This window comes from Flavobacterium sp. RNTU_13 (genome assembly GCF_046614455.1).
Lineage (GTDB): Bacteria > Bacteroidota > Bacteroidia > Flavobacteriales > Flavobacteriaceae > Flavobacterium.
On sequence record NZ_JBKJHB010000001.1, the window covers coordinates 220,999 to 247,349 of the forward strand.

Below are 26,351 nucleotides of genomic sequence, written 5' to 3' on the forward strand. Positions count from 1 at the left end.
CTTATTTTAGCTTTTCGTTATTATGGTGCCTGTCGTGGTCGCGCTTGGTTTTAAGATCCATTTTCTTGTCAAACGCCGCCTGAAGGTCTACCCCCGTTTGGTTCGCCAGGCACAATACCACAAAAACCACGTCGGCAAGCTCTTCGCCCAGGTCTTTATTTCTATCGCTTTCCTTTTCACTCTGCTCACCGTAACGGCGGGCTATAATACGGGCTACCTCTCCTACCTCTTCGGTAAGCTGTGCCATATTAGTAAGCTCGTTAAAATAACGAACCCCGTGTTGTTTTATCCAGTTATCTACATCAAGCTGTGCGTTCTTAATATCCATTGCCATATATTTTATTGGGGTATAAAAGTAACAGTTTATTAGTAAACCAAAAAACAAAGGCGGGATGATTAACCCCGCCTTTGCACTAATATAACTAACAAACTTATGCTTTTTTAAGCACTATCTTTTCGGTTTGCTTTTCTACCATTTTACCAAAAAAGTCTTTTACAGTTTGGTAATAATCCGGTGTAAAAACCGCCTGGTTAAGATCCATAATCATTAACAATTGCACTTTATCTCCCTGGCCCTGAATAGAATATTTAAAGCTACCCAAATTATCTTCCATAGTAACCGCGGTGTTTTTTGGCAAACTTTCTATTACATAACCTGCGGGTAAAGCAATACTCACGGTATATTTTTCTTCCTGTGGATATACAAAATCTATAGGATACTCGCGCTTATCAAGTTTAAACGGATTTTGCGTTAAGGCGCAATACATAAGCGGGTTAACATACATCTTATCACCTATGATATCTACCGCATTATTGTAGGTAAAGTCGTAATCTTCAACAACCGGCTTTGCCAAATCTTTCTCGTTAGTAAACTTAACCTCACTGATTTCAAGCCCGGTATGCCTTTTCTCTTTTTTCTCCAGGTACGATTCTTTACTCATCTTTAATGCAATATCCCTAAAATCCAGCGCATTATTATCAGTATACTGTACACGTGCCTTACCGGTACACTTTCCGGTAGCGTCTAAAGCGGCCTGTACTACGGTGATTTCTTTAGACAATACAGAAGACGAGAGCGGAATCTGCGTACTATGACCATTTTTATCTATCATAAGCCCGTTCCAGTACAGTACGCGGGAAGGAAGTGTGTTAACCCCACTGTGCTTAGAAGTAGCATCCAGCAATACCACTTTATCTCCTTGCTTAATAGCACAAATCACGTAATCAAAAGCACCGCGGTTAGGGAACAACGATATTTTTTGCGAACGCGAACACACTAATACCGGGTAAGCTTCTAAACCGGCATAGTTAAGCATTGCCGTAAGCATAAGGTTTATTTCCGCAACATCACCCGTTTTTTCCTTGTACGCTTTTTTTACCCCGTTATCGCAAAGTATACCATAATTACCATTCCAGTTTATACGCTCTTTTACGAAATTAAAAATCGCGTTTATTTTTTCATCCGGCGTTTTAAGTGGGGCAACCAGAGCCTTAATATCGTCTTCAAAATAGCCGGTTTTAGAAAGCTCATCGCCAAAGCCGTCACGCTTATAAATCGTTTTTGCTACCTCCTCCCAGGTAGTAGAAAGCATCTTTACAGGCTCGTCAGGAAAGCTTATCATACTTAGTTCATGCTCAATACCCGAAATATAATTTTCAGGATTCCCTACAAAAGCTTCGTCTTTAAGGGCAGGCAAATCAGATAGCTCATACGTAGTAACGGTTTCCATATAATCCAGCTTATCCTGCGAAAATGTTGTCTTTGCTACATAGCCGGAAGAACGCTCTTTGCTAATAGAATTTATACTGGCAGTACGTTTAGTAGTGTTTACCACGGGGGTAAAATACCCACGCACATTTGTGCTATAGGTGTAATACTGCGGTATACGTGTAGTTAATGAACTATAGGCTACAGGGATTTCCTGCTGGAAACTCCAGTCAGGCATTTGGCTGAAGAAAGGTGAATAAACTACATAACGAAACTCTATTATACTACCTTCTTTAACGTCGGGCAGCATTATTTTTTTGCGCCTTACGTTTTTTCCCACCTGCTCCATAAACTCCCCCTCGCTTTTCAGCTTGGTTTTTTCCACCTTTCCGTTTACCAGGTTATAAGTATAGGCCTTAGAAATATCTATCCGCTCTTTATCGGTATCATTGTTATAAAGATATACCGCCTGGCTGGCATGTTTATATCCTTCTTTTGTATAAATTTTAATTTTCATTTCCACCTCTGTAACCATCTCAAAACCTGAGCTCTGAGAGTAATTAAATGCGGTTTCGCGCTTGCTAAAAAGCACTGCAGCCGGCGCCGACGGATCTTTTGGGTGGGACTTTTCCTCAAGCTCTGCTTTTGTTACTTTGCCCAGTTCGTGGTTTTGGGCAAAAACCGAAACAGTACACAAAAATGCAATAATGGTATATTTAAATAAATGCATATATAGTTGGTTTATAAATTAGTCTGTTACTTTGCTTTAGTTATTACAATTTTTTGCTTAAACTTTTCTATGGCCTTATCATAAAAATCTTTTAGCCCGGCGTAGTGTTCGGCAGAAATCACAGCTTTGTTATAGGCTACGGTAACCAGAAGGCTTACCGAATCGCCTTTGTTTTCGGCCAAAAACTTAAACGACATTAAGTCATCCGGAAGTTTATATGAAACCGATTCGGGTATAGACTCTATGGCAAAACCTTCAGGGATTTTTACTACTACACTATACTTTTTCTCTCCCGGAAAACCAAAATCAACCGGATAAAGCCGCTCTTTCTCTGTAAACGGATTTTTCATGGCAGAGAATAAAATAAGCGGAGAAACATAAATACGGTTACCTAAAAGCTCTGCGGCATTAGAATTTGTAAAATCCATATCCTCAGTTACAGGCTTTGTGTTATTTTTTAACTCACTTACGCGGTAATTGCTGATTTGTAATCCCGTATACTCTTTTTCTAAGGCTGCCGCCGATGCATCGGAATCTGTATTTTCGGCATATTTCTCCCTAAAAATTTCTCCGTAATAATCGTTATGAATAACCCTGATTTTTCCGCTACAACCCCCATCAGGATTTAGCGTTACAGCCAATACGGTATTTTTTAAAGATGGTTTTTCGGGTATTACGTTCACATCTTTTATTTCTTCGTCTTTAAGCATTAAACCTGCCCAGTTTACAGCCCTGAGCGGCAAAACCCCGGGGCGCGACCATTTAGAGGATGCATCTAAAAGTACCTCCTTTTCATTTATTAACGCTACACAGGTTACGTAATTAAAGGCATCATAAGCAGGCGAAAGCGCTATGCGCGAATTACGATGGCATTGTAAAACCGGGTATGCCTCTATACCGGCATACCGCAGCATGGCTGTAAGCATAAGATTGATTTCGGCAACGTTACCTGTACCTTCTTTATAGGCTGCTTTAACACCCTGATTACAAACTACACTAATACGCTGGTTAAACGTCATGTGCTGCTGTACAAACGAAAAAATAGCCTGCATTTTTTCCTCCGGTGTAGTTAAGCCTTTTATAACACGGTCTATATCCTCGGTAAAATATCCGCTTTTATTAAGTTGTCCTACAAAATCCTCGTCTTTGTAAATTCGCCTGGCAACACTCTGCCATGTATAAGGAGACAGGTTAATGCTTTTACCCATTTTAGAAAACCGCTTAAGCTCATGCGCTATGCTACAGGTATAATTATCTACATTATTTACCAGAGAAACATCTTTTAAAGCCGGAAGGCCGTATGCGGTATAGCAGGAATATTCTTCGGAGATGTTATTTTTTTCATACGTAAGTTTCTTTTGGTCTATTTTAAAGAAGCCCCGCGGAACAGTAATAAACGTAAACAATCCAGGAATTATGGTAACCAATTCGCTATACTTTACGGGAATCTCCTGCTGAAAATCCCACTCGGGTATACTAAAATAAAGAGGGCTGGATATGGTATAGTAAAGCTCTACAATACACTTCTCCTTAGCGTTAGGCATTACAATCCGCTTATTCATTATACCTTTTATAACCTGCTCATCAAAAACACCATCTGTACTTAAACTGGAAGCTGCCACTTTATCGTTTACAAGATTATAGGTAAGCGCCTTTTCTATAACTACGGTTTCAGTGGCATCCCTGTCTATAAGGTACGCAATATTGCGGGTGGCGTACTGAAGCCCTTCTTTCGTATAAATTTTTATTCGAAATTTATACGAAGACTCCCGGCGCATTTTAAAGATATCTTTTGAATAGATGATTTTATGCTGGCAGCGGCTGTATAAAACAGCAGCTGAAGCGGAGGAATCTGCCGGATAAAAATCAGATTGCAAATCGGCTACAGAAACCGGCAGCAAATTTTGTTCCTGACCGTAAAATGCAGCGGAGTTTATTGCAAGGATGAATACTGAAAACCATTTAAAAAAACTGCAACCCATACGTCAGTTTGATTTTTTGAGTACTATTTTTTCGTTCTGCTTAGCAATAACACTATTAAAAAACTCCCTTAGGTAAGGATAAAAATCCTGACTGATTATGGGTATATTTATTTGTGTAATGGCCAGTACCTGTATGATATCGTCTTTTTGCTGACACATAAAACTAAACATACCTGCGTTTTGATCCATAGCCATTTGAAGCTTCTGTGGAATCGACTCTACCGTGTAGCCTTTGGGTATTTTTATACTTACGGCGTACCTGTCCTGGTACGGGTAAATAAAATCAATAGGAAAATCTCTTTTTTCCTGCTTAAAAGGGCTAACCTTTTCGGTTAAAAACAGCAGCGGATCTATATACATTTTATCGCCGGCAACATCTGCACCCTGGGCAATTTCAAACGAAAACTCTTCAGCAACTATTTCTTTTAAATCAGCTACATGCTGCATCTTTAAATCCGAAACAACAACATCGTCATACTTTTTTTCAAGCCGCTGGGCATTAGCCTCAAGGTTATACCCTCCATAATTTTCCCGATACAAATACCCTGCATAGTCATAATAAGCGGCCTTATATTTTCCTTTAATGCCGCCTTTGTTATCCATATCGCATTGTATGCTTATGGTTTCTTTGCCCAGCTTAGCGTTCATTAGCGAAACGTCTTCTGTATCGCCATTCTTTTTTATGAGGCGCCCGTTCCAGTTTAGGGTCCTTACCGGCAAAATATTTGGTACAGTATACTTACTGGTAGCGTCCAGCAGGTATTGCTTATCAGCAATCTTAACCGAAGTAATAACATAGTTATATGCAGTACGGGTAGGAAACACCGCTATACCATTATCTCTTGTGCTGGTAAGCACAGGATTAGCATCGAGCCCGGCATAGCGAAGCATAGCTGTAAGCATAAGGTTGATTTCGGCCACATTCCCCGTACGGCTTTCATAAGCTTTTTTTACGCCCTCTTTACAGCGGTAGCTACTTTTATCGTTCCACGCCATGCGGCCCTGTACATAAGTAAATACAGCGTTCATTTTTTCTTCGTCGGTCTTAGCCTGCGCTAAAACAGGGTCTATATCTTTCTCAAAATAAGAACTTTGCTTTAGCTCGCGCCCGAAACCGTCCATGCCATAAATATTCTTTGCTACGTTTTTCCAGTCGGTAGCATAGTTTTCTACAGATCTGTTTGGTAAAGAAACGGTGGCCAGTTCATGCTTAATCATGGCGGTGTAGTTATCCGGGTTGTTTACGTAGGGTTCGTCCGGAAGTGCTTTTACATTTTTAGCAGCATATTTATATACCAGTTCCTTACACTCCAGCTGATAGTTATCCCTAACAAAAACTTCATCTTTTTGTATATCGGCATACCCTACCGTATACACATTGTAAATAAAATACCCCGGTACCGCCACATCGTACCGTACATTATCTACGGGGATATCATACTGAAAATAAAAGTCTTCAAGGTTTGTAAAGTACGGTGTACGGATTTTATACTTATACTCTATAATACTGCCCTCCTTTACGTTAGGCATTTTTATTTTCTTACGGGTATAATCTTCCACAGGCTCATCTTCGGCTATGCCTTCCGTGCCCAGCGGGGTTTTAGTAACTACACCATTTTCAAGGTTATAAGTTGCAGCATCATAAACGCTGCCTTTACCCTTACGCGATCCGCTGTAAAAAACAATTTTACTGTCGGCGTACTTATACCCTTCCTTTTTGTAAATCTTTATGCGGTTATACACCTCAGTAACCATAACCCAGTAATTGTCTACCAAATCAAAATACGTATTACCATAATGATATTGATAGGCAGCCACAGCCGTGGTGTCTTTAGGATGTTTTTTTTCGATAAGGTCTTTTGCCGTTACCTCCGGCGCTTTGGCCAGTTTTGTAGTTTGAGACCAAAGCAAGCAACTGCAAAAAAACAGTAGTGCCGCGTACGCTAAACGTATATTCATACCGGGGATTTACTTTTTAACCAATACAGCTTTAGCATTTTCACTACGGGCAATTTTATCCCTGAACTCGCGGTATTTATCGTAGTCCTCCTTAGCATACACACCATCATTTAACCTGATGCTGCGCTTTACTGTAATCTTATTTTTATCTGAAGTGTATTCGGCTTTGTACTCGCCAAATTTTTCTGTAATAGAAACATTTTGAGGCATTGCTTCTACCGAAAAACCCTCGGGCAGGGTAACCACTACCTCATCGTTATCAGTATAACCCGAATCTACCTCAAGCGGCAGTTTACGGTTACGGTAACGTACAGGTACGTAAGAGATTTGATTAAATGCATTAAGTGCAAAAATAAGCCTGCCCGAACTAAGGCTACCATACTGCGGCACCTCTAACTGCAGGTTTTCGGTTAAGGTAAGCTTATCAGCATCGTTGCTTAAATCTACCTTTTTAAGTGTAAGCCCATTTAAATGCGCCAGGCGTTTTTTATATTCTTTGGAAAGATCTTCGGCAGATAGTCGCGTCATGTAAAAACGCGAATCATACTGTAGTCCGGCACTTGTACGTTTAAGGCTACCTGACAAATTACCCTCAGGACTTATGGCGTAGGTAGTAACCGAAACCTGCGTGTTTTCGGCAGGCAGATACGTATGGGTACGCACCAGCTCCCCTCCTTCAGGCTTTATAACAAGGGCATAACGGTTATCTGTAAAATCACCCTGGTGCCCAAACGGTTCAGTTTGGCTGGTACATTCCATCCACACGTAGCCGTCTTTATTTGGCAGCGCTAATATCATGTGGTTACCCTGCATAGACGAAAAGTCTTTCTGCAGGTCGCGCCCGTTATGGTCTCCGTAAATCACGGTACAATACGACTCTATGCCAATCGCTTTTAACAGCGCACGCGTATAGTTAGAAAGGGCTTTACAGTCGCCATAACCTAAGCGGTCTACATCTTTAGCCTTCATGGGTTTCCAGCCGCCTATACCCAACTGAATACTTACATAGCGGGTTTTAGACTGCATATATTCATATACTATACGGGCTTTTTTTAGCGGATCATTTTCGGCAGCGGTAAGTTGTTTTATTTTCTCTACCGTTTCTGCAGGCAGCTCATCAGTACCCGAAATCAGGCTGCCATACATCCATTTACCCATACTCTGCCAGTCGGCCACGGTGCCCTCTACACCTTCCAGGTTAAAACGGTTAAGGCTGAAAAGTATATATGGGCGTACTTTACTTAACGAAGGCGCTTCTTCTTCAGACCTCAACGCAGGTATGTTAGCTGCGCTAAAGGTATATGTATTTCCCTGCTGCTGTTTTTCCAGCTTTACGTCGCCAAAATTATATTCTTTGTACCTAAAGCCAAGAGATGGCTCCACCGTAAACCTGCGTTCGGATTTTACCGTACTCAGAAAAACTCCTTCAACCGGCGACCACTGGGGTAAAAACGCGGTATTAGACGACTCTGTTTCGCAATTGAAAACAATGGTAAAGGGGTAAGTAGCCGGCGTAAAATCAAGATACAGCATACGATTATCTGTAACCTCAGCATCTGAAGATACAGCCACATCACGAAATTCCTTTTTCTTAATTTTTTTTATCTGCTCACCATTTTTGTCATAAACAATGGCCTCAATACTGCGCACATTGGTACTTTTATCATAATACACAGACGCACCTATAAAGCCTAATCCGCGTTCGTTAAAAACAGTAACTACACGATGTTCTTTAGACTTAAGGCTTGTAAGGGATGATACAGTGATTTCTTCTGTGCTGTTGCGTAATACAGCATTAGCGTTTTCTAATAATTCTGCGGGAATTGCAGCTGCGCTATAGTTTTCATCTTGTGCAGCAGCAGAAAAACACAATAACAGGGATAAAACAAGGGAAATTCTAAGTAACATAATCAATCAGTTGGTTGTGTCAAAATTAGTTTTTTTTAACAAACCACCAAGCAGTTACTCTTTATTTTTACTATCTATAATTATTGTAACAGGGCCGTCGTTTAAAAGTTCCACTTTCATATCGGCACCAAAGCGACCCGTTTGTACGGGCTTACCCAGCTCTTTACTGATTTTTTGCACAAAAGCTTCGTATAACGGAATGGCAACGTCGGGCTTGGAGGCTTTAATGTAGCTGGGGCGGTTGCCTTTTTTAGTTTGCGCATGTAGCGTAAACTGGCTTACCACAACCACATCACCGTTTATTTCCTGAACCGACAGATTCATAACACCATCGGCATCGCCAAAAATGCGCATGCGCACGATCTTGGCAGCAAGCCAGTCGATATCTTCCTGGGTATCGGCATCTTCAATACCTACCAGCACTAAAAGGCCGGCATTAATATCGGCGGTTTTTGTTCCTTCTATAGTTACCGATGCACGGCTTACACGTTGTATTACAGCTCGCATTAGGTTACTCTTCGTTGTCGTTATTTTTACCGTCGGCATAAATGTCGCTGCGGTAATGTTCCTCGTCGCCTTCCAGCATTTTAAGGTAATTTTGGTAACGGCTCCAGGCTATTTCATCATTTTCCAGCGCTTCTTTAACCGCACAGTGTGGTTCTTCCTTGTGCAGGCAGTTATTAAACTTGCACTGGTCTTTAAGCGCAAAAAACTCCGGGAAATAGTCGCCCAGCTCGTCTTTCTCCATATCTACAATACCAAAACCACGAATACCCGGGGTATCTATAATTTTAGCACCAAAATCAAGATCAAACATTTCGGCAAAAGTAGTAGTATGCTGCCCCTGGCTGTGCTGCTCGCTGATTTCTTTGGTTTTAAGATCAAGCCCGGGCTGCAGGGCATTTACCAGCGTGCTTTTACCCACACCAGAGTGACCGCTAAACATACTGACACAGTCTTTCATCTCGGCTTTTAACTCGTCTATCCCTTTGCCGCTTGCAGCAGAAACGCGCAGGCATTTATAGCCAATACGGTTATAAATAAACTGTAGGTACAGTTGCTCATCGAGCATATCATCGTTAAACGTGTCTATTTTATTAAAAACCAAAACAGCCTCTACCCCATACGCTTCGGCAGTAACCAAAAAACGATCTATAAAACTGGTGGTAGTGGGTGGATTATTTATGGTAACAAGCAGGAAAAGCTTATCTATATTAGAGGCTATAATGTGCACCTGTTTACTGAGGTTTACCGATTTACGCACAATATAGTTTTTACGCTCGTGTATTGTATGGATAAGCCCGGTAACGGTATCGGCAGTTTCATCAAGGTCAAAATCTACCACGTCGCCTACCGCTACGGGATTAGTACTTTTAATGCCCTTAATACGGAATTTACCTTTAATACGGCATTCGTACACGTTGCCCTCTTCGGTTTTTACCAAATACCAGCTTCCCGTAGATTTATAAACCAGTCCTGTCATGGCGCAAATATAGTAAAGCCTAAAAAAATAATCATCATTACAGCAAGTAAAGGTACTAATGCTTTAGGAGAGCGATAGGTATAATTACGCCAGCACAATAAACGTAATAATACTCTTACACCGATAAAACCAGTAAATTATATTTGTTATGTTAACATTTTTTGATGGCCATTACAGGCGTAATCCGAAAAGCCTTTATTAAAAGAGTAGGAACAAAAAAACCAAACCGTAATCATGGCAAACAACAATCATTATGTAGTTGTAAACGCTACAGGAGAATTACTTAACGCAAGTATTAACGGAGAATCTACTACGGTAGATATTAATGGCTATTCTGCATGGATGCAGTTTCCTTCAACCGGAGAAACTATCAGCATTGATATAGAAATGAACGATAGAACAGCTAACCAAAATATTACTGTAAATGGAGGTGTAGACTCTTATACCATCATTCAGTTTTGCAATAACGGCTGGATAAATATTTTCCCTTCATCTGTTAACGAAAGGGTTAACATTTAACCTCTTAACGCTGGAAGCCCTATAAACTAAAGAGGGTCGCATTAATAATGCAACCCTCTTTTTTTAATACAACCTGTTAGATAAACAATAGTATTGCTTTTTTACTAAAACATGAATACTATTCTTACTTAGGTATTGTCATACGACCAAGTTTATCCTTATCTTTTTTAGATGCGTAAATAATGTAGTTACTGTCGTCTGACCTGTAAACTACACCAGGGCGAAGTATGAGTTCATCTTTAATTACCTCATCCGGGTCTTTACGTGTAATATTACCTTTTTTATCAAAAACAAAAAGCGATGGTACAAGCTTGTTTGTACTTCCCATGCCTTTTATCTTTTCTATATCTGTAACACCTTTGTTCTTAATATTGTCGTTAATAAGTACCGAAAGCACCCCGTTTCTATAAATAGGCACTGCACCTATAAACTCTGCCCCACTGCTACTCATCTGAGCAAACGGCACAGAAATAACACCACCCACAGAAAAGCTGTTGCCGTATGCGCCAAAACCTAATCCTGCACTAAAAGTGGTTACGGCTGCAGCCTGCAATTTAGGAATTACGTTACTCCATTCGTGTGTACCATCTGCGGCTAATGAAGTTACTATTATTTCGTTTTTATTATATATGGTAGTTGTAGCACCCACACCTACACCACCAAAGCCTATACCGGTTGTGCCTCCGGCCTGCACGGTTTGATACTCAGAAAGCATTATTACGCCTCCGTCTTCCCTGCCTATAATGCTGGTTATATTGTAAAGCGGCGGTACCTCTTTACCTTTTTTTGCCCTGCGTTCACCTATAAGCTTAACTTTAGTAGCCATGTCAAAATCGTTAAACTTAACCAGTTCAGGCTGGTTAGTTGTAAGGTTAATGTTCGCAGCATACACGCCTTTAAGCTCTGCATTTATCCTTCCGCTGTCTGTAACTCCCGAATAAAAGCCCATAAGGTGCAGTATATTACCCGATGGTACAATTTGGCAGTTTATAAGGCTTTTATCCGTAACCCCTATATTAATAACTTCTTTTTTGTACGCATTGGCGCTTTTGTAAGCATGTACTTCAAAGCGCTCTACACGCTCTTTTTTCTTTTTATCCCTCCAGCCTTCGTTTATTACAAGGAACACATCGTCGTTTAGTGCTACGTCAAAGTCGGCTATGTAGAACTCGTAGTCTTTATGGTCATCATCATACACTACTTTTTCTACCGTATTAAAAATTGTAGCAAGGTTATCATCAAAAAGCTTAACCTCATATTTTACAGCATCCTCTTTTTTAAGTTTTACCGCATGCATAACCAGTAATCCTGACCTGTCCTGGGTAGTACGGAAGTAAAAGTTACCGCGTTCGCTCTTTTTCTCTACAGGAACCTTAAATAAAATCACACCATCTTTACTAAGATTACCATCCTCGCCAAGCGGCGTACCTACCAAGTTATACACCTTTTCTTTTTTATTGTAAACGCTGCCTATGGCATAAAGTTTACCATTAAAAAGGTATACATCTTCAAACTCTACTTCCCTGTCATTAAGATCCGGCAATATAATTTGCTTGCAGGCCAGCAGTTTCATAGAACCGCTTTCAAAAATCTTTAGGAAATAATCGTCTTTCCTTACTCCTATACCATAAATTTTTCCATTAGCCTCACCTATAAAGTGTACAAGCTTTTGCTTATCTTCAGGGAGCTCTTCACCGTAAGAAATATTAAGGTTTTCTAATTTGTATTGTGCTTGTAGTGTAGCACAACCCATAAACAGCAATGCTGCTGCCAATAAAATTTTTTTCACTTGGTTGACTTGTTAAAATTCGCTACGATATTACAAAAAAAATTATAACACCAGTCTGATACACATAAAAAAAAGACGGCATTGCCGTCTTTTAATCGTTATAGTATTACTGCTTGTTAATTACTTTTTCCTGGTGGCTGATACTCTCCTGGTGGATGGCTTTAAAAATATCTATGATAAATTCTTCGTTAAGGCCTTTTTCCCTGCCTTGCGTAGTCATTTTCTCCAGGATTTCGCTCCAGCGTTTGTTTTGCAACACCGCTACATTAAACTCCTTTTTAAGTGCGCCAATTTGTTCCGATACTTTCATCCTTTTACCCAGCAGCTCTATCAGTTTGTTGTCATATTCATCAATGTTAATACGAAGGCCAGCCATTTTACTATCGTAGTCAGCATTCGCTTCAGTTTCCTTACGCACACGCAGGTCTTCAAAAATCTGCTTCAGTTTTGTAGGGGTTACCTGTTGGGCGGCATCGCTCCAGGCGTTGTCAGGGTCGATATGCGTTTCTATGATAAGGCCGTCATAGTTCAGGTCGAGTGCCTGCTGGCTCACCTCCTGAATCATATCCCTGCGGCCGGTAATGTGGCTCGGGTCGCAAATTAGTGGCAGGTCAGGGAACTTATTCTGGAGCTCAATAGCCAGCTGCCATTCTGGTATGTTACGGTATTTGGTTTTTTCGTAAGTAGAAAAACCACGGTGAATCACCCCAAGCTTTTTAATGCCTGCATTGTACAAACGCTCTACCCCACCCAACCAAAGGGCAAGATCCGGGTTTACGGGGTTTTTTACCAAAACTATTTTGTCTGTCCCGGCAAGCGCATCGGCAATTTCCTGTACGGCAAACGGGTTTACAGTGGTACGCGCGCCAATCCAAAGCACATCAATATCATGCTCCAAAGCCAGTTTTACGTGGGTAGCATTCGCAACTTCTGTAGCCATAAGCAGGCCCGTTTCAGCTTTAGCTTTTTGTAACCATTTAAGGCCAATGGCACCTACACCTTCAAACCCACCCGGGCGGGTACGCGGTTTCCAGATGCCGGCACGGTAAATACTTACATCGCTATCCTTAAGTTCGTGTGCTATTTTTAAAACCTGTTCTTCGGTCTCGGCACTGCACGGACCCGCTATAACCAGCGGGTGTGTTAGTTTAAAATCATCTAACCAGGTGCGTAGGGCGGTGCTATTTTCCATATTTCTTTATATTATATTTTAAATTGTGTGCTTTTATTATTTACCAAGGACATCGTCCCGGGTCATTATGTTCGACCCTATAAGGGTCTGATAAGTGGCATTATCATGCAGAACTACAAACTATCAACCATAAACAACAAACCTTACTTAATCCCGTTCAGTATATCTTTTATCCTGTTTGTATCTTCCATTTCCTGATAAATACCTTCAAAATCATCCTGCTCTAAAAGTTGCTGAAATTTTTGCAGGTTAGCTATATACAGTCGCAATGCTTCCGCTACATTGCCCTTATTTTCTTTAAAAATACTCGCCCAGGTGGTAGGCGAACTCTTGGCAAGCCTTACTGTACTGGCAAAACCGCTGCCGGCCATATCAAAGATGTCGGTTTCATCTTTTTCCTTTTCAATAACCGTTTTACCCAGCATAAACGAACTGATGTGCGAAAGGTGTGAAACGTACGCTATGTGCGTATCGTGTGACACTGGATCCATATAACGGATGCGCATGCCTATTTTCTTAAACAGCGCTAATGCTTTTTCCTGCAGCTTAAAGGCCGTTTTTTCTACTTCGCAAATGATATTTGTTTTACCGTTAAACAACCCGTGTACAGCCGCCGAAGGGCCACTAAACTCGGTACCTGCTATGGGGTGTGTAGCTATAAAGTTACGCCTTTTAGGGTGATGTTCTACCGCCTTGCAAATAGCTGCCTTGGTACTCCCGGCATCAAACACTATGGCTTCTTCCTTAATATTATCCAATATTTCAGGCAGCATTGTGGCGATGTGGTTTACCGGCACAGTTACAATTACCCAATCGGCATCGTTAACCGCATGTGCCAACCGTATTTCGGGTGTTTCCGCATGATTAGAGGGTTGGTTATGATGCAGGCATACCCCGTGGTTAATAAAGCCTAACAACAGTGCCTCCTCCACGTGTTTATCAACGGCATCTACCCCAAAAATCCGTGCCTCCGGAAAGGCCGCCTTTATATCGAGTGCCAAAGAACCTCCTATGAGCCCTAGGCCTATTATGGTTACGTTCATCTTCTTAGTTGTTGGTTGTCGGTTGCTGGTTGTTGGGCCACTCAACGTTCAACTTTATGACTTTACAAACTTTCAACTTTATCAAATCTACTTATCGCTTCACTAATTACATCTTCAGATGCGCAAAGCGAAAATCTTACATATCCTTCGCCTGCGCTGCCGAACACCGTACCGGGCGTCAGGAAGATGTGCTTGTCATACAAAATACTGTCTACATACACCTCTGCATTTTCTACTCCTGCAGGTAGTTTTGCCCAAACAAATAATCCGGCCGTATCACGGTTATAAGTGCAGCCCAGCTTATCGGCCAGGGTAAAGATAAGCTCACGCCTTTTGCTGTAGGTTGCGTTAAGGTTACTAAACCACTCGTCGCTACTGTTCAGTGCGGCTATAGCTCCCTTTTGTATACCATAAAACATACCGCTGTCCATATTGCTCTTCACTTTCAGTACAGCATCAATCAGCTCCGGGTTACCCGAAACCATCCCCACGCGCCAGCCCGCCATATTAAAGGTTTTACTTAGCGAGTTCAGTTCCAGCGCCACATCTTTAGCGCCTTCTGCCTGGAAAACAGAAAGCTGATCGGTATTCAATACAAAACTATAAGGGTTGTCGTTTACTAAAAGTATACTGTGCTTTTGGGCAAAATCAACCATTTTTTGCAGCATGGCCTTACTCCCTTTAGCCCCCGTAGGCATATGCGGATAGTTAACCCACATTATCTTTACACCTGCCAAATCTGACTCTTCAAGCGCCTCAAAATCAGGTTCCCAATCGTTGGCTTCACTCAGGTTATAATACACAGGCTCTCCACCTACCAGCTTTGTCGCCGATGTGTACGTTGGGTACCCCGGATTAGGTATCAGCACCTTATCACCCTCATTAAGAAATGCCATACTGATATGCATTATCCCTTCCTTACTACCCATAAGCGGCAGGATTTCATTAACCGGATTCAGGCTTACGCCAAAATGATTTGCATAAAAAGAAGCTATGGCTTCGCGGAGTTCGGGTAATCCCTGATAACTTTGATATTCGTGGGCTTTGGCATCGTTAAACGAACCCGAAATCGCATCGAGTACCGCTTGGCTGGGTGGCAGGTCAGGGCTGCCTATCCCCATATTAATTACCTTTTTACCTTCTGCTATCATTTGGCGCACTTCCCTCAACTTTCCGCTAAAGTAGTACTCCTTCACCTCATCGAGCCTTTTGGCTGCTGTTATCATAACTTTCCGTTTTTATATTCGCCCAGTACCTTGAACTGGGTAGTCATCAGTTCTAAAATCGTTTTTGCCTTTTGGTAGTGCTTGTATTTTTCAAACACCACATCCACAAAAAAGGAATATTTAAAAGGCGTTTCGGCTATCGGCATGCTTTGTATTTTACTCAGGTTCAGCTTGCAGTTGTTCATTACATTCAGTACTGTAGCCAGACTGCCGGGCGTATCCTCAAGCGTAAATTTTACCGATGCCTTGTTTATCTGTTCCGGAGGCAATACGCTGTTTTGGGTTTTTACAATAACAAAGCGCGTTTGGTTATTTTGTATGTTATGGATGCTGTTTGCCAATACATTTAACCCAAACATTTCTGCCGCTATGGGGCTACCTATCGCCGCAATGCCTTTTAAACCCTGTTCTGAAATATAGCGGGCACTTTCGGCGGTATCTGCGCTTTCCACCAACTTTATATGTGGGTATTTTGCTAAAAAATCAGTGCATTGCAGCAGCGCCATAGGGTGCGAATGTACTTCGGTAATGTCGCTTAGGCTTTGCCCGGAAAGCGCCATAAGTGTCATGCTTATATTAAGGTAATGCTCGCCTATAATGTGCAGGTTGTTGTTGTCAATCAGGGCGTAGTTTGGTATTATGCTACCGGCAATGGAATTTTCCAGCGCCATAACCCCTAAGCCCGATTCGTTAGTTACTAAACTCTGCACCAGCGCGGGGAACGACATACATTCGGCAAGCGGCGCGTTGTTACCAAACCATGCCCCGGCCACCTGATGATGAAAACTCCCCTTAATACCCTGAATTGCAATCCTTGTGTCCATAAATTTCAGCCAAAAAAAAATCCCGATTTGCATCGGGATTATATATCGTTTGTACGTTTACTTGTCGTTACTATACAGCCATATAACCCCTGCCCTCTTTCCAGAAGAAATAAAAATAGGTGTTATAAAAAATCGAGCTGTTCATTTTGTAAATTGTGTATGGGGCTAATTTAGTAATTATTTTTATACACGCAAATGGTTTTAAACTTTTTTGAAGAAATGCCTTGTTTAAAAAACACCTCCCTGTTTTACGCTTTCTTGCTTTTCCAGATAAACCCGTCTAAAATGTAGTGGGTAAATTGCGGCACCGTAAGCAATGGTACCAGTAAAAATTGCCAGGCTTGCAGGGTATTACCAAGCCCTGCATTATAGTGCCCGTTCCAAACCAGGATTTCCCACAGGTACTCTTCAGAGAACGCGAAAAGCGACAACACGGCAATGTAAGGAATAATACCCCAGTACCGTTTAAGGTAGCTGTAAACGCCAGGCACCGGCTGGGCAGGCTGTTGTATTTCTTTAAGGTAAATCAATCCCATATACGGTATGCCGTGCGAAATCACATTAAGCAAAGTAAAAACCAAATCGTTGTTATAATACACAATACCAAAGTACCATGATAACGCTGTACCTATAATTACAGCGTTCTTTGGTATATTAAAATATTTCTGGCTAAATCCAATGTAAGCCGTTCTGAGCACATAAAAAGCGAGTACAGCGTAATACAGCCACGTAAATACCATAAGCGCTTGTGGGTTTTGCCATGAGAAAAACTCGCCTGGCATAAACCATGCGTACTGCCGGGGCGGACTCATAAACCAGTATAGCATGGGGTAGCCCGTGGCGGCATATATTACAAAGCTATCAGTATACCGGTTGAGTTTTGTTTTGGGCTCTTTACGGGCATACAGCCGCATAAAGCCGTACTGCTGCCGTATAAAATGAAACACGGCAACATACGCCATGGCAACCCAAAACACTTTGCTGCCCAGCGAAAACAGTACCAACCCGATTACAAAACACAGTATTGGCAAGGCAAGTAGTAGTTTTCTTCGTTCGCGAAAGGCCACAGGCACAAAGTACGTTTTAAAGAGCGTAGCATATACGTGCGCCACATCTATAAATACAACAAAAAATAACCAGGTATAAAACGAGTAATGATTTTCGAGTTGGGTAAGCCATGGTTGACAAAGCAATACCACTGCCAGCGTTACAAACGGCGGCGATAGGATAAACAGACTGTCGGTTTTGGCCTTATGAATCCACGGTTGTGCCATGCAGCATTTGGTTTACAGCGGTTATGCCCTGATGGAATGCCTCCTCAAATACCGATATCCCTGAGAGGTCAGAATGGGCGAAAAATATTTTATCATCAATAGGCAGCGCTGCCTGTTGTTTTTCATTTGAAGTTATAAAACCGGGCACAGGGCTTATCATACCATGCCCTAAACGACATACTTCTATTTCATCGCAATAATCGCGCAAATTAGGATGTGCCTTTTCCAGGTCGGCTAATACAAATTCTTTCCAATACGCTGCATTGCGCCTATAGAGTTCTTTACGGGATTTTTTGGTATCAATGTCAGGAAAACTATAATAGTATGTAATTACTATACGGTCGTTTAGCTGGTTTAGGGCTTGCTGCTGGTCATAAATATAACCCAGCCCCTTGCCTTTGTAAATTACATTGTCCCAGCACAGCGGGTAAGAACCATCGCTTGGCAAATCAAGAAGGGTAAGTGTAGCCAGCATCCACGGCGCGTATGTAAATGATTTTGTAAACCCCTTGCGTCCATTAATAATATACTGGTTTACAAACTGCGGTGTGGCCATAATAACCTTATCTGCGTGTATGCGTACCGAACGTTTTTTATCTGCGTTATACGCTAAAACCGTAACCCCATTACCTTCGGGCTTTACGCTATAGGCAAGGTAATTTAAAAGCAACTTATCTTTTGTATACTCTTTTAAATGAGATGCCAACCGGGCATTACCCTCAGGCCAGGTAAGCACGCTGTCTTTGTTGTAAACACTGTTTTTCCGGGCAGCGAAATAATGTATGCCTGCCCATGCCGAAACGCCGGCTATACCTAAGCCATAATCGTCCCGGCAGCAATAATCTACATATTCCTGTAACGATTCTTCAGTAAAACTGTTATTGTCCATCCATTGTTTCATGGTCAGTGTATCCAGTCCCTTTACCTCAGCATTTGGGGAAGCTTGCGCTATAGGAAGATCAAACCAAAACCTACCGTTCTCCGCCCTGCCTTCTCTGAAACGTTTCATTTCAGCAAAAAATGAAGCAATCCGGACGTCCTGCTCCGGGGTATTGCCGTATCTGGGCACTAAATCTTCCTGCCAGGCATTACGATAATACAGCCTTTCCTGCGGATCGAAGCTGAGTTGCTCCTCATCAAATACAGGCAACCCGTTAGCATCAAAACCGGTTATGATGTTCGATTCGTGTAAAAAACGAATAAGTTCCCGGTCATGTAGATTAGGCAGTGGCAGGTAATGCGCACCAAGCGGATATTTAGAATATTTATTTTCACCGTTAGAGGCATTGCCCCCTGCGCGGTTTTCCATTTCTATAACAAGGAAATCAGTTATGCCTTTTTGGGAGAGTTGGCGCGCGGCACTAAGCCCTGAAATCCCGCCACCTATAACCAGGTATGGTACCGTAATTACCTCTACAGGCTCATGAAAATCTTTAGCCCAAAGCCGATGCCCTAAAACATGGCGTGTACCGGTAAGTCGCACCAGTGTTGCCGCGATTTTTTGTCTGCACGCATTAAGCACAGGTACGGCTAATGATGCCAGTGCGGCTAACTTTATAAATCGCCTGCGGTTATAGTTTGCCCCACTCTTCATCAAAATAGCGTACAAGGATTTGGTTGTCCAGGCGGTTTACCTCTACTTGGGACGCCCGCATATCTTTAGTAAAACCATTTAGGCTCTTAAAGTTATAATCGTAAAACCGAAGGTTTTCGGCCGCATGGCGTAGTGGCTTATTAAAATCAGCCGTAATATTATTAGCTGCAATGGTATAGCCCCACTCGCCAAACGAAGGTACATACACGTGGTACGCATCCGTCTTTGGCAATACCTGAGCAAGGGTTTGGTTGATGCACCAAAAAGATTTTGGTGCAAAATACGGAGATGTAGTTTGTATTACCACCAAAGCATCGGGCGACAGTATGTGCTGCAGCGCCCTGTAAAAACTGAGCGAATATAATTTTCCCAGACTGTAATTAGACGGATCAGGGAAATCAATAACCACTACATCATATTGTTTTCTTTGCTGTTTTGCCCACACATAAGCGTCGCTATTGATTACAGTAACCTTAGGGTTATTCAGCGCATTTTTATTAAAACCGGTTAGTATGGTGTTGGTTTTAAACAGGTTGGTCATCCCTTCGTCCAGGTCTACAAGGGTTATGGTTTTTACCTCAGGATACTTCAGTATCTCGCGCACGGCAAGGCCATCGCCCCCGCCCATAACCAGTACATTTTCCACACGTTTTGCTGCAGCCATAACAGGGTGTACTAAAGCTTCGTGATAACGGTACTCGTCTGCAGAACTAAACTGAAGGTTGTTGTTCAGGTACAGTCGATAATCACTTTTGTTATGGGTAAGCACTATGCGCTGGTAAGGTGTTGAGTGCGTGTAAATAATATTTTCGCCATAGAGCTTGCCTTCAGAATACGAAAGGATATCATCTGAAAAAATAAACACCGCTACCAGTATGGCAAAACACAGTATGGCCCGCGTTTTAAGGAATGTAACGCGCCTTAGTTCATTTTTAAGGGCAAAGCACAGCACCAAGGCAATACTAATATTGATTAACCCAAAGAATAGTGATGTGCGGATGATACCGAGTTGCGGCACCAAAACCAACGGGAATAATATAGACGCGAGTAAAGCACCTATGTAGTCAAATGTAAATACGTTTGATACAAGATCACGAAAGCGCACACGGTCTTTAAGGATATTCATAAGCAGCGGTATCTCCAGCCCTACAAGGCATCCGGTAGTAAATACCAGCAGATAAAGCACAAACTGAAAATAATCTACGCTTTCAAACAATACAAAAAGTACCGCCGAACTAAGCCCGCCTATAAGCCCCACTAACAACTCTATTTCTACAAAGGTGTTTAGCAGGTTGCGTTTTATAAACTTAGAGAAATAAGAACCTATACCCATAGAAAACAGGTATACGCCTATAATAAATGAAAACTGCTTTACAGAATCGCCCAGCAGGTAACTGGCCAGCGTACCGGCCACCAGCTCGTACACCAGCCCACAGGTGGCTATGGTAAATACGGCAAGCAGCAGCAGGATTTCAAAACTAAAAAACTTTTTACCCATGTATGGCTCCGCTGATAATGATGGAAATGCCTATGATAAACGAGGCAAATACAATGGCCAGGGCAACGTTGTTATTCTTAGAAATTTCGTGCCAGGTGTTTTCGGGCGTAAGTTTTTCTATAACAAAATAGGCAATAAAAAGGATTACAATTCCTAACACCGAAAATATTATTGAGGCTATCCCTCCTCTTACAAATGCTTCAAACAAATTCATAATTACTTTATTTTATGATTGGTATTTATTTATGATGAAATCCGTGCACACCGCCTGTGCGCACATAAGTAGCCCGCGAAGTACTTCCCGCATATTTTTCGGTAGTTTCGCAGTCGCAAATACGACCACCATTAAGTGCCGTGTACAAGTAATATGCATACACAAGCAGGGCTACACCCAGTGCAATGGCATGCGAACTGAAAAAAAACTTCTTTTTTATTTCCATACACTACTCGTTATAAGGTGAATAATCACTGTCTTCCCAGCGTTTTGTTTCATTGTACCTGTCCCAGTAGAACAAACCCAAGCCTAACAGTGCCATAAAAATAATAGGTATAACTACATTTCGCTTACTGGGCGGGTTTCGGGTAACATCTATATTTATGGTAGTTGTTGTACCATCATCAGGAGCCTTTTGCGGAGTAAATACCAAATGATACCTGCCGGGCGCTACGCCACAAAGATTCATTTCCTCATTTTCAGATCCTTCATGCCAGCTTTCACCACCTTCATAACCGTGGTAGTACTCCAGGTCTTTACCAGCGTACTCTTCGGCACCTGTAGATTCGTTTACAAGACCTATATCTACGTAGGCCCAGCTGTTGTTAACGTCGGCATTAAGTTTTATACGCAGGGTACTTGCCGCCTCGGTCACCGTAAAGGTTTTACTCACGTACGGCTTATTGGCATAAAGGCTTATGGGGAGGGTATCTGTAAGCAAGTTCTCCTGTACTTTATCCCTGTAAATAAATATATGGCTAAATATAAGCAGTAGTGCCGTAACCGCCAGTATAATAACACTGTTACCCAGTTCTATTACAGGAGGCTGCACAATGCCCACACCTACCTTTACCGGCATTCGCTTTGCGTTAAAAGCTTTTTTTACCGTACCCGAAGCTATGTGCTCACCCACAAAAAGGGTTTGGCCATTTTCATCTATTTCAAAAGAAATGATGTAGGGAGGATTAATGTATTCCTTCATTGTTTGTTGCTTACGCGGGAGCACATAATCAAAAATACCTTCTGCGTAGGCTATTGTGGTTTTCTCTTTTCCGTAAAGCTGGAAAAATGTACCATGATAGTCTACTTTAAGAGGTGCCCCCGAAAGCTCTAACTTCGTTTCCTCCTCTTTTAAAAAAATCCAGTGCCCGTTGCTCTCGCTTAAAAAAGCTCTTTCTCCCTTAGGCCCGTCTAATATATACTCTTGCCAGTAATAATTACCGGCAACCCGCTTAACCAGCATACCCGTAACGGTGTACGCTACGCCAAATAATTCCCCTTGCTGCCCTATATTGAGGCCGCAAGACGTATCGGGTATATAATTGTAAATTTTAATGATTTCGCCGGCAGGGTTTTTCTCATAAGAAGACAATGCGCAACAGTTACTGCAGGCAAACTCTACCAGCTTCAACTCCACCGGTACTACGGTAACTTTTTTGCATTTAATACACGTAACATCCATCGCCTATCGGTATATTTCGGTATCGTTAATAATAGCCCCGCCAAAGTAATCTGTAAATGCCTTTGCTACCGTACGCACTTTGGCAGTATTATCTGCAAGATAATTGCACAGGTACACATCAAGCGTAAGCTGGTTAAACTCAGGCCAGGTATGTATGCAGATATGCGATTCCATAAGGCATACCGCAGCGGTAAAACTTCCATTATCAAACACGTGGCAGGAGTACCCCACTTCCACAAGGCCGTAAGTACGCAGTATGGTTTGGGTAAGCATCCTGAAACCTTCAGGATGGGTAAGTTTGTCTGTAGTTTCGGTTTTCAGGGTAAGCAGCTTGTGTAGCCCTGCCGAATATTGGTGTTGCATTGTTGCAAATTGGTTAGTGATGGATTTTTTTCAAAGATATTTTTTCTACGGAAATTAACAATGCTTTTAGAAAAAATATTATAATCATCCTAAAACCAAAACAGCCCCGCGTTAACGGAGCTGTTTATTATAAACTAAGATGTAATATTCAAATTAAAGCGCAAAGGCCTCTTTAACTTTCTCTACGTGGTCAAGCTTTTCCCATGTAAACAGCTCTACTTCTACCGTTTTAGTTTCACCTCCTGGCGCAGTAAAGGTTTTAGAAACCACCTCCGGCTTACGGCCCATGTGTCCGTAAGCGGCAGTTTCGCTGTAAATAGGGTTACGCAGCTTAAGGCGCTGTTCTATAAAATAAGGACGCATATCAAAGATAGCCTCTACCTTTTTGGCAATTTCGCCATCGGTAAGGTTAACATTGGCTGTGCCATACGTGTTTACGTAAATATTTGTAGGCTTAGCCACACCAATAGCATACGATACCTGAACCAGGATTTCGCTGGCTACGCCGGCTGCCACAAGGTTTTTAGCAATATGGCGTGTAGCGTAAGCGGCACTACGGTCTACCTTACTAGGGTCTTTACCGCTAAATGCACCACCACCGTGCGCACCCTTACCACCGTAGGTATCTACAATGATTTTACGGCCTGTAAGGCCTGTATCACCGTGCGGGCCACCTATTACAAACTTACCCGTAGGGTTTATGTGGTAGGTAATCGCATCGTTAAAAAGGTAGGCGTACTGAGGGTTTTTCTCAATAATCCTTGGTATAAGGATGTTTAGGATATCCTCCTTAATTTTAGCAAGCATGGTAGGCTCATCAGCAAAATCATCATGCTGCGTAGATACCACAATGGCATCTATGCGTACCGGCTTGTTATTATCATCATACTCCAGCGTTACCTGGCTTTTAGCATCAGGGCGAAGGTATGTAATCTGGTCGTTTTCGCGCCTTAAGGCAGCCAGTTCCTGTAGCAGCTTGTGGCTCAGGTTTAGTGCCAGTGGCATGTAGTCTTCGGTTTCGTTTGTAGCATAGCCAAACATCATACCCTGGTCGCCTGCACCCTGCTCCTCTTTGGTAGCACGGTCTACACCCTGGTTAATATCCTGGCTTTGTTCGTGTATGGCGCTAAGAACGCCGCACGAGTTAGCCTCAAACATGTATTCGCTTTTTGTGTAGCCAATTTTTTTAATCACATCGCGTGCAATTTGCTGCACGTCCAGGTAGGTTTTGCTCTTTACCTCACCGGCAAGGATAACCTGCCCTGTGGTAACAAGTGTTTCGCAAGCCACTTTAGATTCCGGGTCAAAAGCAAGGAAATTATCAATCAGCGCGTCCGAAATCTGGTCAGCTACTTTGTCAGGATGCCCTTCGCTCACTGACTCTGACGTAAATAAATATGCCATAGTAAATGTCTCTAATTTTAGCGGAAAGATTCTGATCGCCACACGGCTAAAGGGAGGAGTTATGTCCTGCTTTAGCATTTTTTTGTGAGGTTGCAATCAGTCCAAATCTGTCCTCTTAATTAATTCGGGTGCAAAGGTATAAAGGTTAGCCGAATAAAAAAAACATACAGGCTAATTTTAATACCTAAAAAATTTTATTAGTCTACTTAAATACTATAGTATTTAAATTACTCGAAATGAACAGCCTAAATGTTAAATTTTAAAATTTTGTTTGGCAGAATGAAAATTACTCCCGAAGTTTGCCAAGAACAAAAACGAGAATTCAAGATGAAATTTACAATGTGCCATATGTGCTGTATGATGTGGAAATCTTCCGCGGTAAGCGCTATTGCATAGTTTTAAGTTTCTTTAAAATATACGCCAAAGCCTTCCGCAACCCGGAAGGCTTTTTTGTTACCCGAAAAACAAAAACGGTAACGCGGCATAAGTTAACTAACTCAAATTAAACTGCCCCTGCTCCCCTTAGCCACTAAGGGGAGGCCAACAGGGAAACAACAAAAGAAAAAAATGAAAAACTCAGTTAAAAATATGGCTATGTGTTGTTGTATGATGTGCATGTGCACACCACCCCGCTGTAGCCATACGCTAACGAGCCCATACCCTGCATAAACCGGCAGGTATAAAAACTCTAAAGCCCCTTTGGTACAGCAAGCCAAAGGGGCTTTTTTATTTCGCATAAATCTTAGTTCAGTTCAAATTCAATAAAAACATTAAAAAATTACCATCATGAGCACACAAAAATTTTCTACAGCAGCACTACACGCCGGACACGATGTAACTAAAAACGGAGGTACCCGCGCTGTGCCTATTTACCAAACTACTTCATACGTTTTTAATAACGCAGACCACGCCGCTAACCTGTTTGGCCTTGCCGAACCCGGCTTTATATACACCCGACTTAACAACCCTACAAACGATATACTGGAACAGCGCCTTGCCGCTCTGGAAGGCGGAATTGGAGCGGTAGTTACAGCATCGGGAACCTCGGCACTAACTACGGCACTGCTGGTACTGCTAAAAGCAGGAGACCATATTGTAGCCAGCAACAGCCTGTATGGCGGCACCTACAATTTGCTGAATGTTACCCTGCCAAGGCTGGGCATTACCACAACGTTTGTAGACCCATCTGACCCGAAAAACTTTACGGCTGCAGCCAAGGAAAACACCCGTGTATTTTTTGCTGAATCACTGGGCAACCCAAAACTTGATGTATTAGACCTTAAAGCCATAGCCGATGAGGCCCACGCGTTTAAAGTACCGTTTATTGTAGACAATACCGTGCCTACCCCCTACCTGCTTAATCCCATAGCGCACGGAGCCGATATTGTTATCCACTCGCTTACCAAATACATTACCGGAAACGGAACATCGCTGGGTGGCGCAATTATAGATGCCGGTAAATTTGACTGGAGCAGCGGTAAATTCCCTGAGTTTACAGAGCCATCATTAGGCTACCACGGGCTGATTTACCATGATGCACTGGGGCCTGCAGCGTTTATTGCCAAAGTACGCATAGAGGGATTACGCGATTTTGGTGCAGCATTGAGTCCGTTTAACGCGTTCCAAACCATACAAGGACTGGAAACCTTGCAGGTACGTATAGAAAAACACAGCAAAAATGCGCTGGAATTGGCCAAATGGCTTCAAAGCCAGCCCGAAGTGGCATGGGTAAACTACCCGGGGCTGGAAGACAGCAAATACAACGCACTAGCCAAACAGTACCTGCCAAAAGGGCAAAGCGGCATAGTAACCTTTGGGCTTAAAGGAGGCTTTGAAGCCGCCAAAAAGGTAGCCGATGAAACCAAACTGTTTTCATTACTGGCTAACATAGGCGATACCAAATCGCTTATTATACACCCGGCGAGCACCACGCACCAGCAACTTAACCCTGAACAGCAGCAAACTACCGGGGTAACACCAGACCTGATTCGCCTTTCGGTAGGCCTTGAGGATATAGAAGACCTGAAAGCCGACCTGAAAGAAGCTTTTGTAAAAGTGGGTAAACCTGTAAATGTATAAAGTCTATCAAATTCACCCGCTCGTTATTGCAAGCAAAACGCGGGAATAAAATACTTCATAATTGTTTGTTATTTGTTTGTGGTAAAACCGCCCCTGCCTG

The 26,351-nt window shown here is 42.3% G+C and carries 22 protein-coding genes; 2 read left to right on the forward strand and 20 right to left on the reverse strand.

From position 1 onward, the window contains the following. Position 1 precedes the first annotated feature (1 nt). The 7 genes from ACLI08_RS00985 to rsgA all read right to left on the reverse strand — a co-directional run bounded on the left by ACLI08_RS00985 (position 2) and on the right by rsgA (position 9,770). The gene (locus ACLI08_RS00985) at positions 2–328 is read right to left on the reverse strand and encodes a nucleotide pyrophosphohydrolase (RefSeq protein WP_411426587.1); all 327 of its coding nucleotides are present in this window, start codon (positions 326–328) and stop codon (positions 2–4) included. A gap of 103 nt (positions 329–431) precedes the next feature. Further along, complete coding sequence (locus ACLI08_RS00990) at positions 432–2,438, reverse strand: DUF3857 domain-containing protein (RefSeq protein WP_411426588.1); 2,007 nt, start codon at positions 2,436–2,438, stop codon at positions 432–434. 26 nt (positions 2,439–2,464) lie between these two features. Next, a complete protein-coding gene (locus tag ACLI08_RS00995; RefSeq protein ID WP_411426589.1) occupies positions 2,465–4,420 on the reverse strand; it encodes a transglutaminase domain-containing protein in 1,956 nt (651 codons plus the stop codon). Between the two features lie 3 nt (positions 4,421–4,423). Then, a complete protein-coding gene (locus ACLI08_RS01000; RefSeq protein ID WP_411426590.1) occupies positions 4,424–6,379 on the reverse strand; it encodes a transglutaminase domain-containing protein in 1,956 nt (651 codons plus the stop codon). Positions 6,380–6,388: 9 nt separating this feature from the next. After that, positions 6,389–8,287: a DUF3857 domain-containing protein gene (locus ACLI08_RS01005; protein ID WP_411426591.1), complete on the reverse strand. Its 1,899-nt coding sequence runs from the start codon at positions 8,285–8,287 to the stop codon at positions 6,389–6,391. Positions 8,288–8,341: 54 nt separating this feature from the next. Then, entirely contained in the window at positions 8,342–8,794 is a 453-nt protein-coding gene (gene dtd / locus ACLI08_RS01010; RefSeq protein WP_411426592.1) for a D-aminoacyl-tRNA deacylase, read from the reverse strand. Positions 8,795–8,798: 4 nt separating this feature from the next. Next, a complete protein-coding gene (rsgA, locus tag ACLI08_RS01015; protein ID WP_411426593.1) occupies positions 8,799–9,770 on the reverse strand; it encodes a ribosome small subunit-dependent GTPase A in 972 nt (323 codons plus the stop codon). Between the two features lie 234 nt (positions 9,771–10,004). Here rsgA and ACLI08_RS01020 point away from each other — a divergent pair, with 234 nt between their 5' ends. Then, positions 10,005–10,289 carry a hypothetical protein gene (locus ACLI08_RS01020; protein WP_411426594.1) on the forward strand — a complete coding sequence of 95 codons (285 nt, stop codon included), beginning with the start codon at positions 10,005–10,007 and terminating at the stop codon, positions 10,287–10,289. A gap of 124 nt (positions 10,290–10,413) precedes the next feature. Here the strand turns inward: ACLI08_RS01020 and ACLI08_RS01025 are convergent, their stop codons facing one another. The 13 genes from ACLI08_RS01025 to metK all read right to left on the reverse strand — a co-directional run bounded on the left by ACLI08_RS01025 (position 10,414) and on the right by metK (position 24,172). Further along, positions 10,414–12,078: a hypothetical protein gene (locus ACLI08_RS01025; protein ID WP_411426595.1), complete on the reverse strand. Its 1,665-nt coding sequence runs from the start codon at positions 12,076–12,078 to the stop codon at positions 10,414–10,416. 106 nt (positions 12,079–12,184) lie between these two features. Further along, a complete protein-coding gene (locus tag ACLI08_RS01030; protein WP_411426596.1) occupies positions 12,185–13,270 on the reverse strand; it encodes a chorismate mutase in 1,086 nt (361 codons plus the stop codon). 143 nt (positions 13,271–13,413) lie between these two features. Then, on the reverse strand, positions 13,414–14,313 hold the full coding sequence (locus ACLI08_RS01035; RefSeq protein ID WP_411426597.1) for a prephenate dehydrogenase: 900 nt from the start codon (positions 14,311–14,313) through the stop codon (positions 13,414–13,416). 62 nt (positions 14,314–14,375) lie between these two features. Continuing rightward, on the reverse strand, positions 14,376–15,539 hold the full coding sequence (locus ACLI08_RS01040; RefSeq protein ID WP_411426598.1) for a pyridoxal phosphate-dependent aminotransferase: 1,164 nt from the start codon (positions 15,537–15,539) through the stop codon (positions 14,376–14,378). Further along, complete coding sequence (locus tag ACLI08_RS01045) at positions 15,536–16,363, reverse strand: prephenate dehydratase (RefSeq protein WP_411426599.1); 828 nt, start codon at positions 16,361–16,363, stop codon at positions 15,536–15,538. The genes ACLI08_RS01040 and ACLI08_RS01045 overlap by 4 nt, the downstream gene beginning before the upstream one ends. Before the next feature lie 248 nt (positions 16,364–16,611). Beyond that, positions 16,612–17,637 carry a hypothetical protein gene (locus tag ACLI08_RS01050; RefSeq protein ID WP_411426600.1) on the reverse strand — a complete coding sequence of 342 codons (1,026 nt, stop codon included), beginning with the start codon at positions 17,635–17,637 and terminating at the stop codon, positions 16,612–16,614. Further along, positions 17,615–19,231 carry an FAD-dependent oxidoreductase gene (locus ACLI08_RS01055; RefSeq protein ID WP_411426601.1) on the reverse strand — a complete coding sequence of 539 codons (1,617 nt, stop codon included), beginning with the start codon at positions 19,229–19,231 and terminating at the stop codon, positions 17,615–17,617. Before ACLI08_RS01055 ends, ACLI08_RS01050 begins: the two co-directional genes overlap by 23 nt. Beyond that, positions 19,209–20,729, reverse strand: a complete 1,521-nt coding sequence (locus tag ACLI08_RS01060; protein ID WP_411426602.1) for a polyamine aminopropyltransferase — start codon at positions 20,727–20,729, stop codon at positions 19,209–19,211. Before ACLI08_RS01060 ends, ACLI08_RS01055 begins: the two co-directional genes overlap by 23 nt. Continuing rightward, entirely contained in the window at positions 20,722–20,943 is a 222-nt protein-coding gene (locus ACLI08_RS01065) for a DUF350 domain-containing protein (protein ID WP_411426603.1), read from the reverse strand. The genes ACLI08_RS01060 and ACLI08_RS01065 overlap by 8 nt, the downstream gene beginning before the upstream one ends. Before the next feature lie 25 nt (positions 20,944–20,968). Further along, positions 20,969–21,169: a hypothetical protein gene (locus ACLI08_RS01070; protein WP_411426604.1), complete on the reverse strand. Its 201-nt coding sequence runs from the start codon at positions 21,167–21,169 to the stop codon at positions 20,969–20,971. Between the two features lie 3 nt (positions 21,170–21,172). Further along, a complete protein-coding gene (locus ACLI08_RS01075; RefSeq protein ID WP_411426605.1) occupies positions 21,173–22,405 on the reverse strand; it encodes a DUF4178 domain-containing protein in 1,233 nt (410 codons plus the stop codon). A gap of 3 nt (positions 22,406–22,408) precedes the next feature. Continuing rightward, positions 22,409–22,768 carry an S-adenosylmethionine decarboxylase family protein gene (locus ACLI08_RS01080; RefSeq protein ID WP_411426606.1) on the reverse strand — a complete coding sequence of 120 codons (360 nt, stop codon included), beginning with the start codon at positions 22,766–22,768 and terminating at the stop codon, positions 22,409–22,411. Positions 22,769–22,921: 153 nt separating this feature from the next. Next, a complete protein-coding gene (gene metK, locus ACLI08_RS01085; RefSeq protein ID WP_411426607.1) occupies positions 22,922–24,172 on the reverse strand; it encodes a methionine adenosyltransferase in 1,251 nt (416 codons plus the stop codon). 786 nt (positions 24,173–24,958) lie between these two features. Between metK and ACLI08_RS01090 the strand changes: the two genes are divergently transcribed. After that, positions 24,959–26,251 carry an O-acetylhomoserine aminocarboxypropyltransferase/cysteine synthase family protein gene (locus ACLI08_RS01090; protein WP_411426608.1) on the forward strand — a complete coding sequence of 431 codons (1,293 nt, stop codon included), beginning with the start codon at positions 24,959–24,961 and terminating at the stop codon, positions 26,249–26,251. Positions 26,252–26,351: the final 100 nt, after the last annotated feature.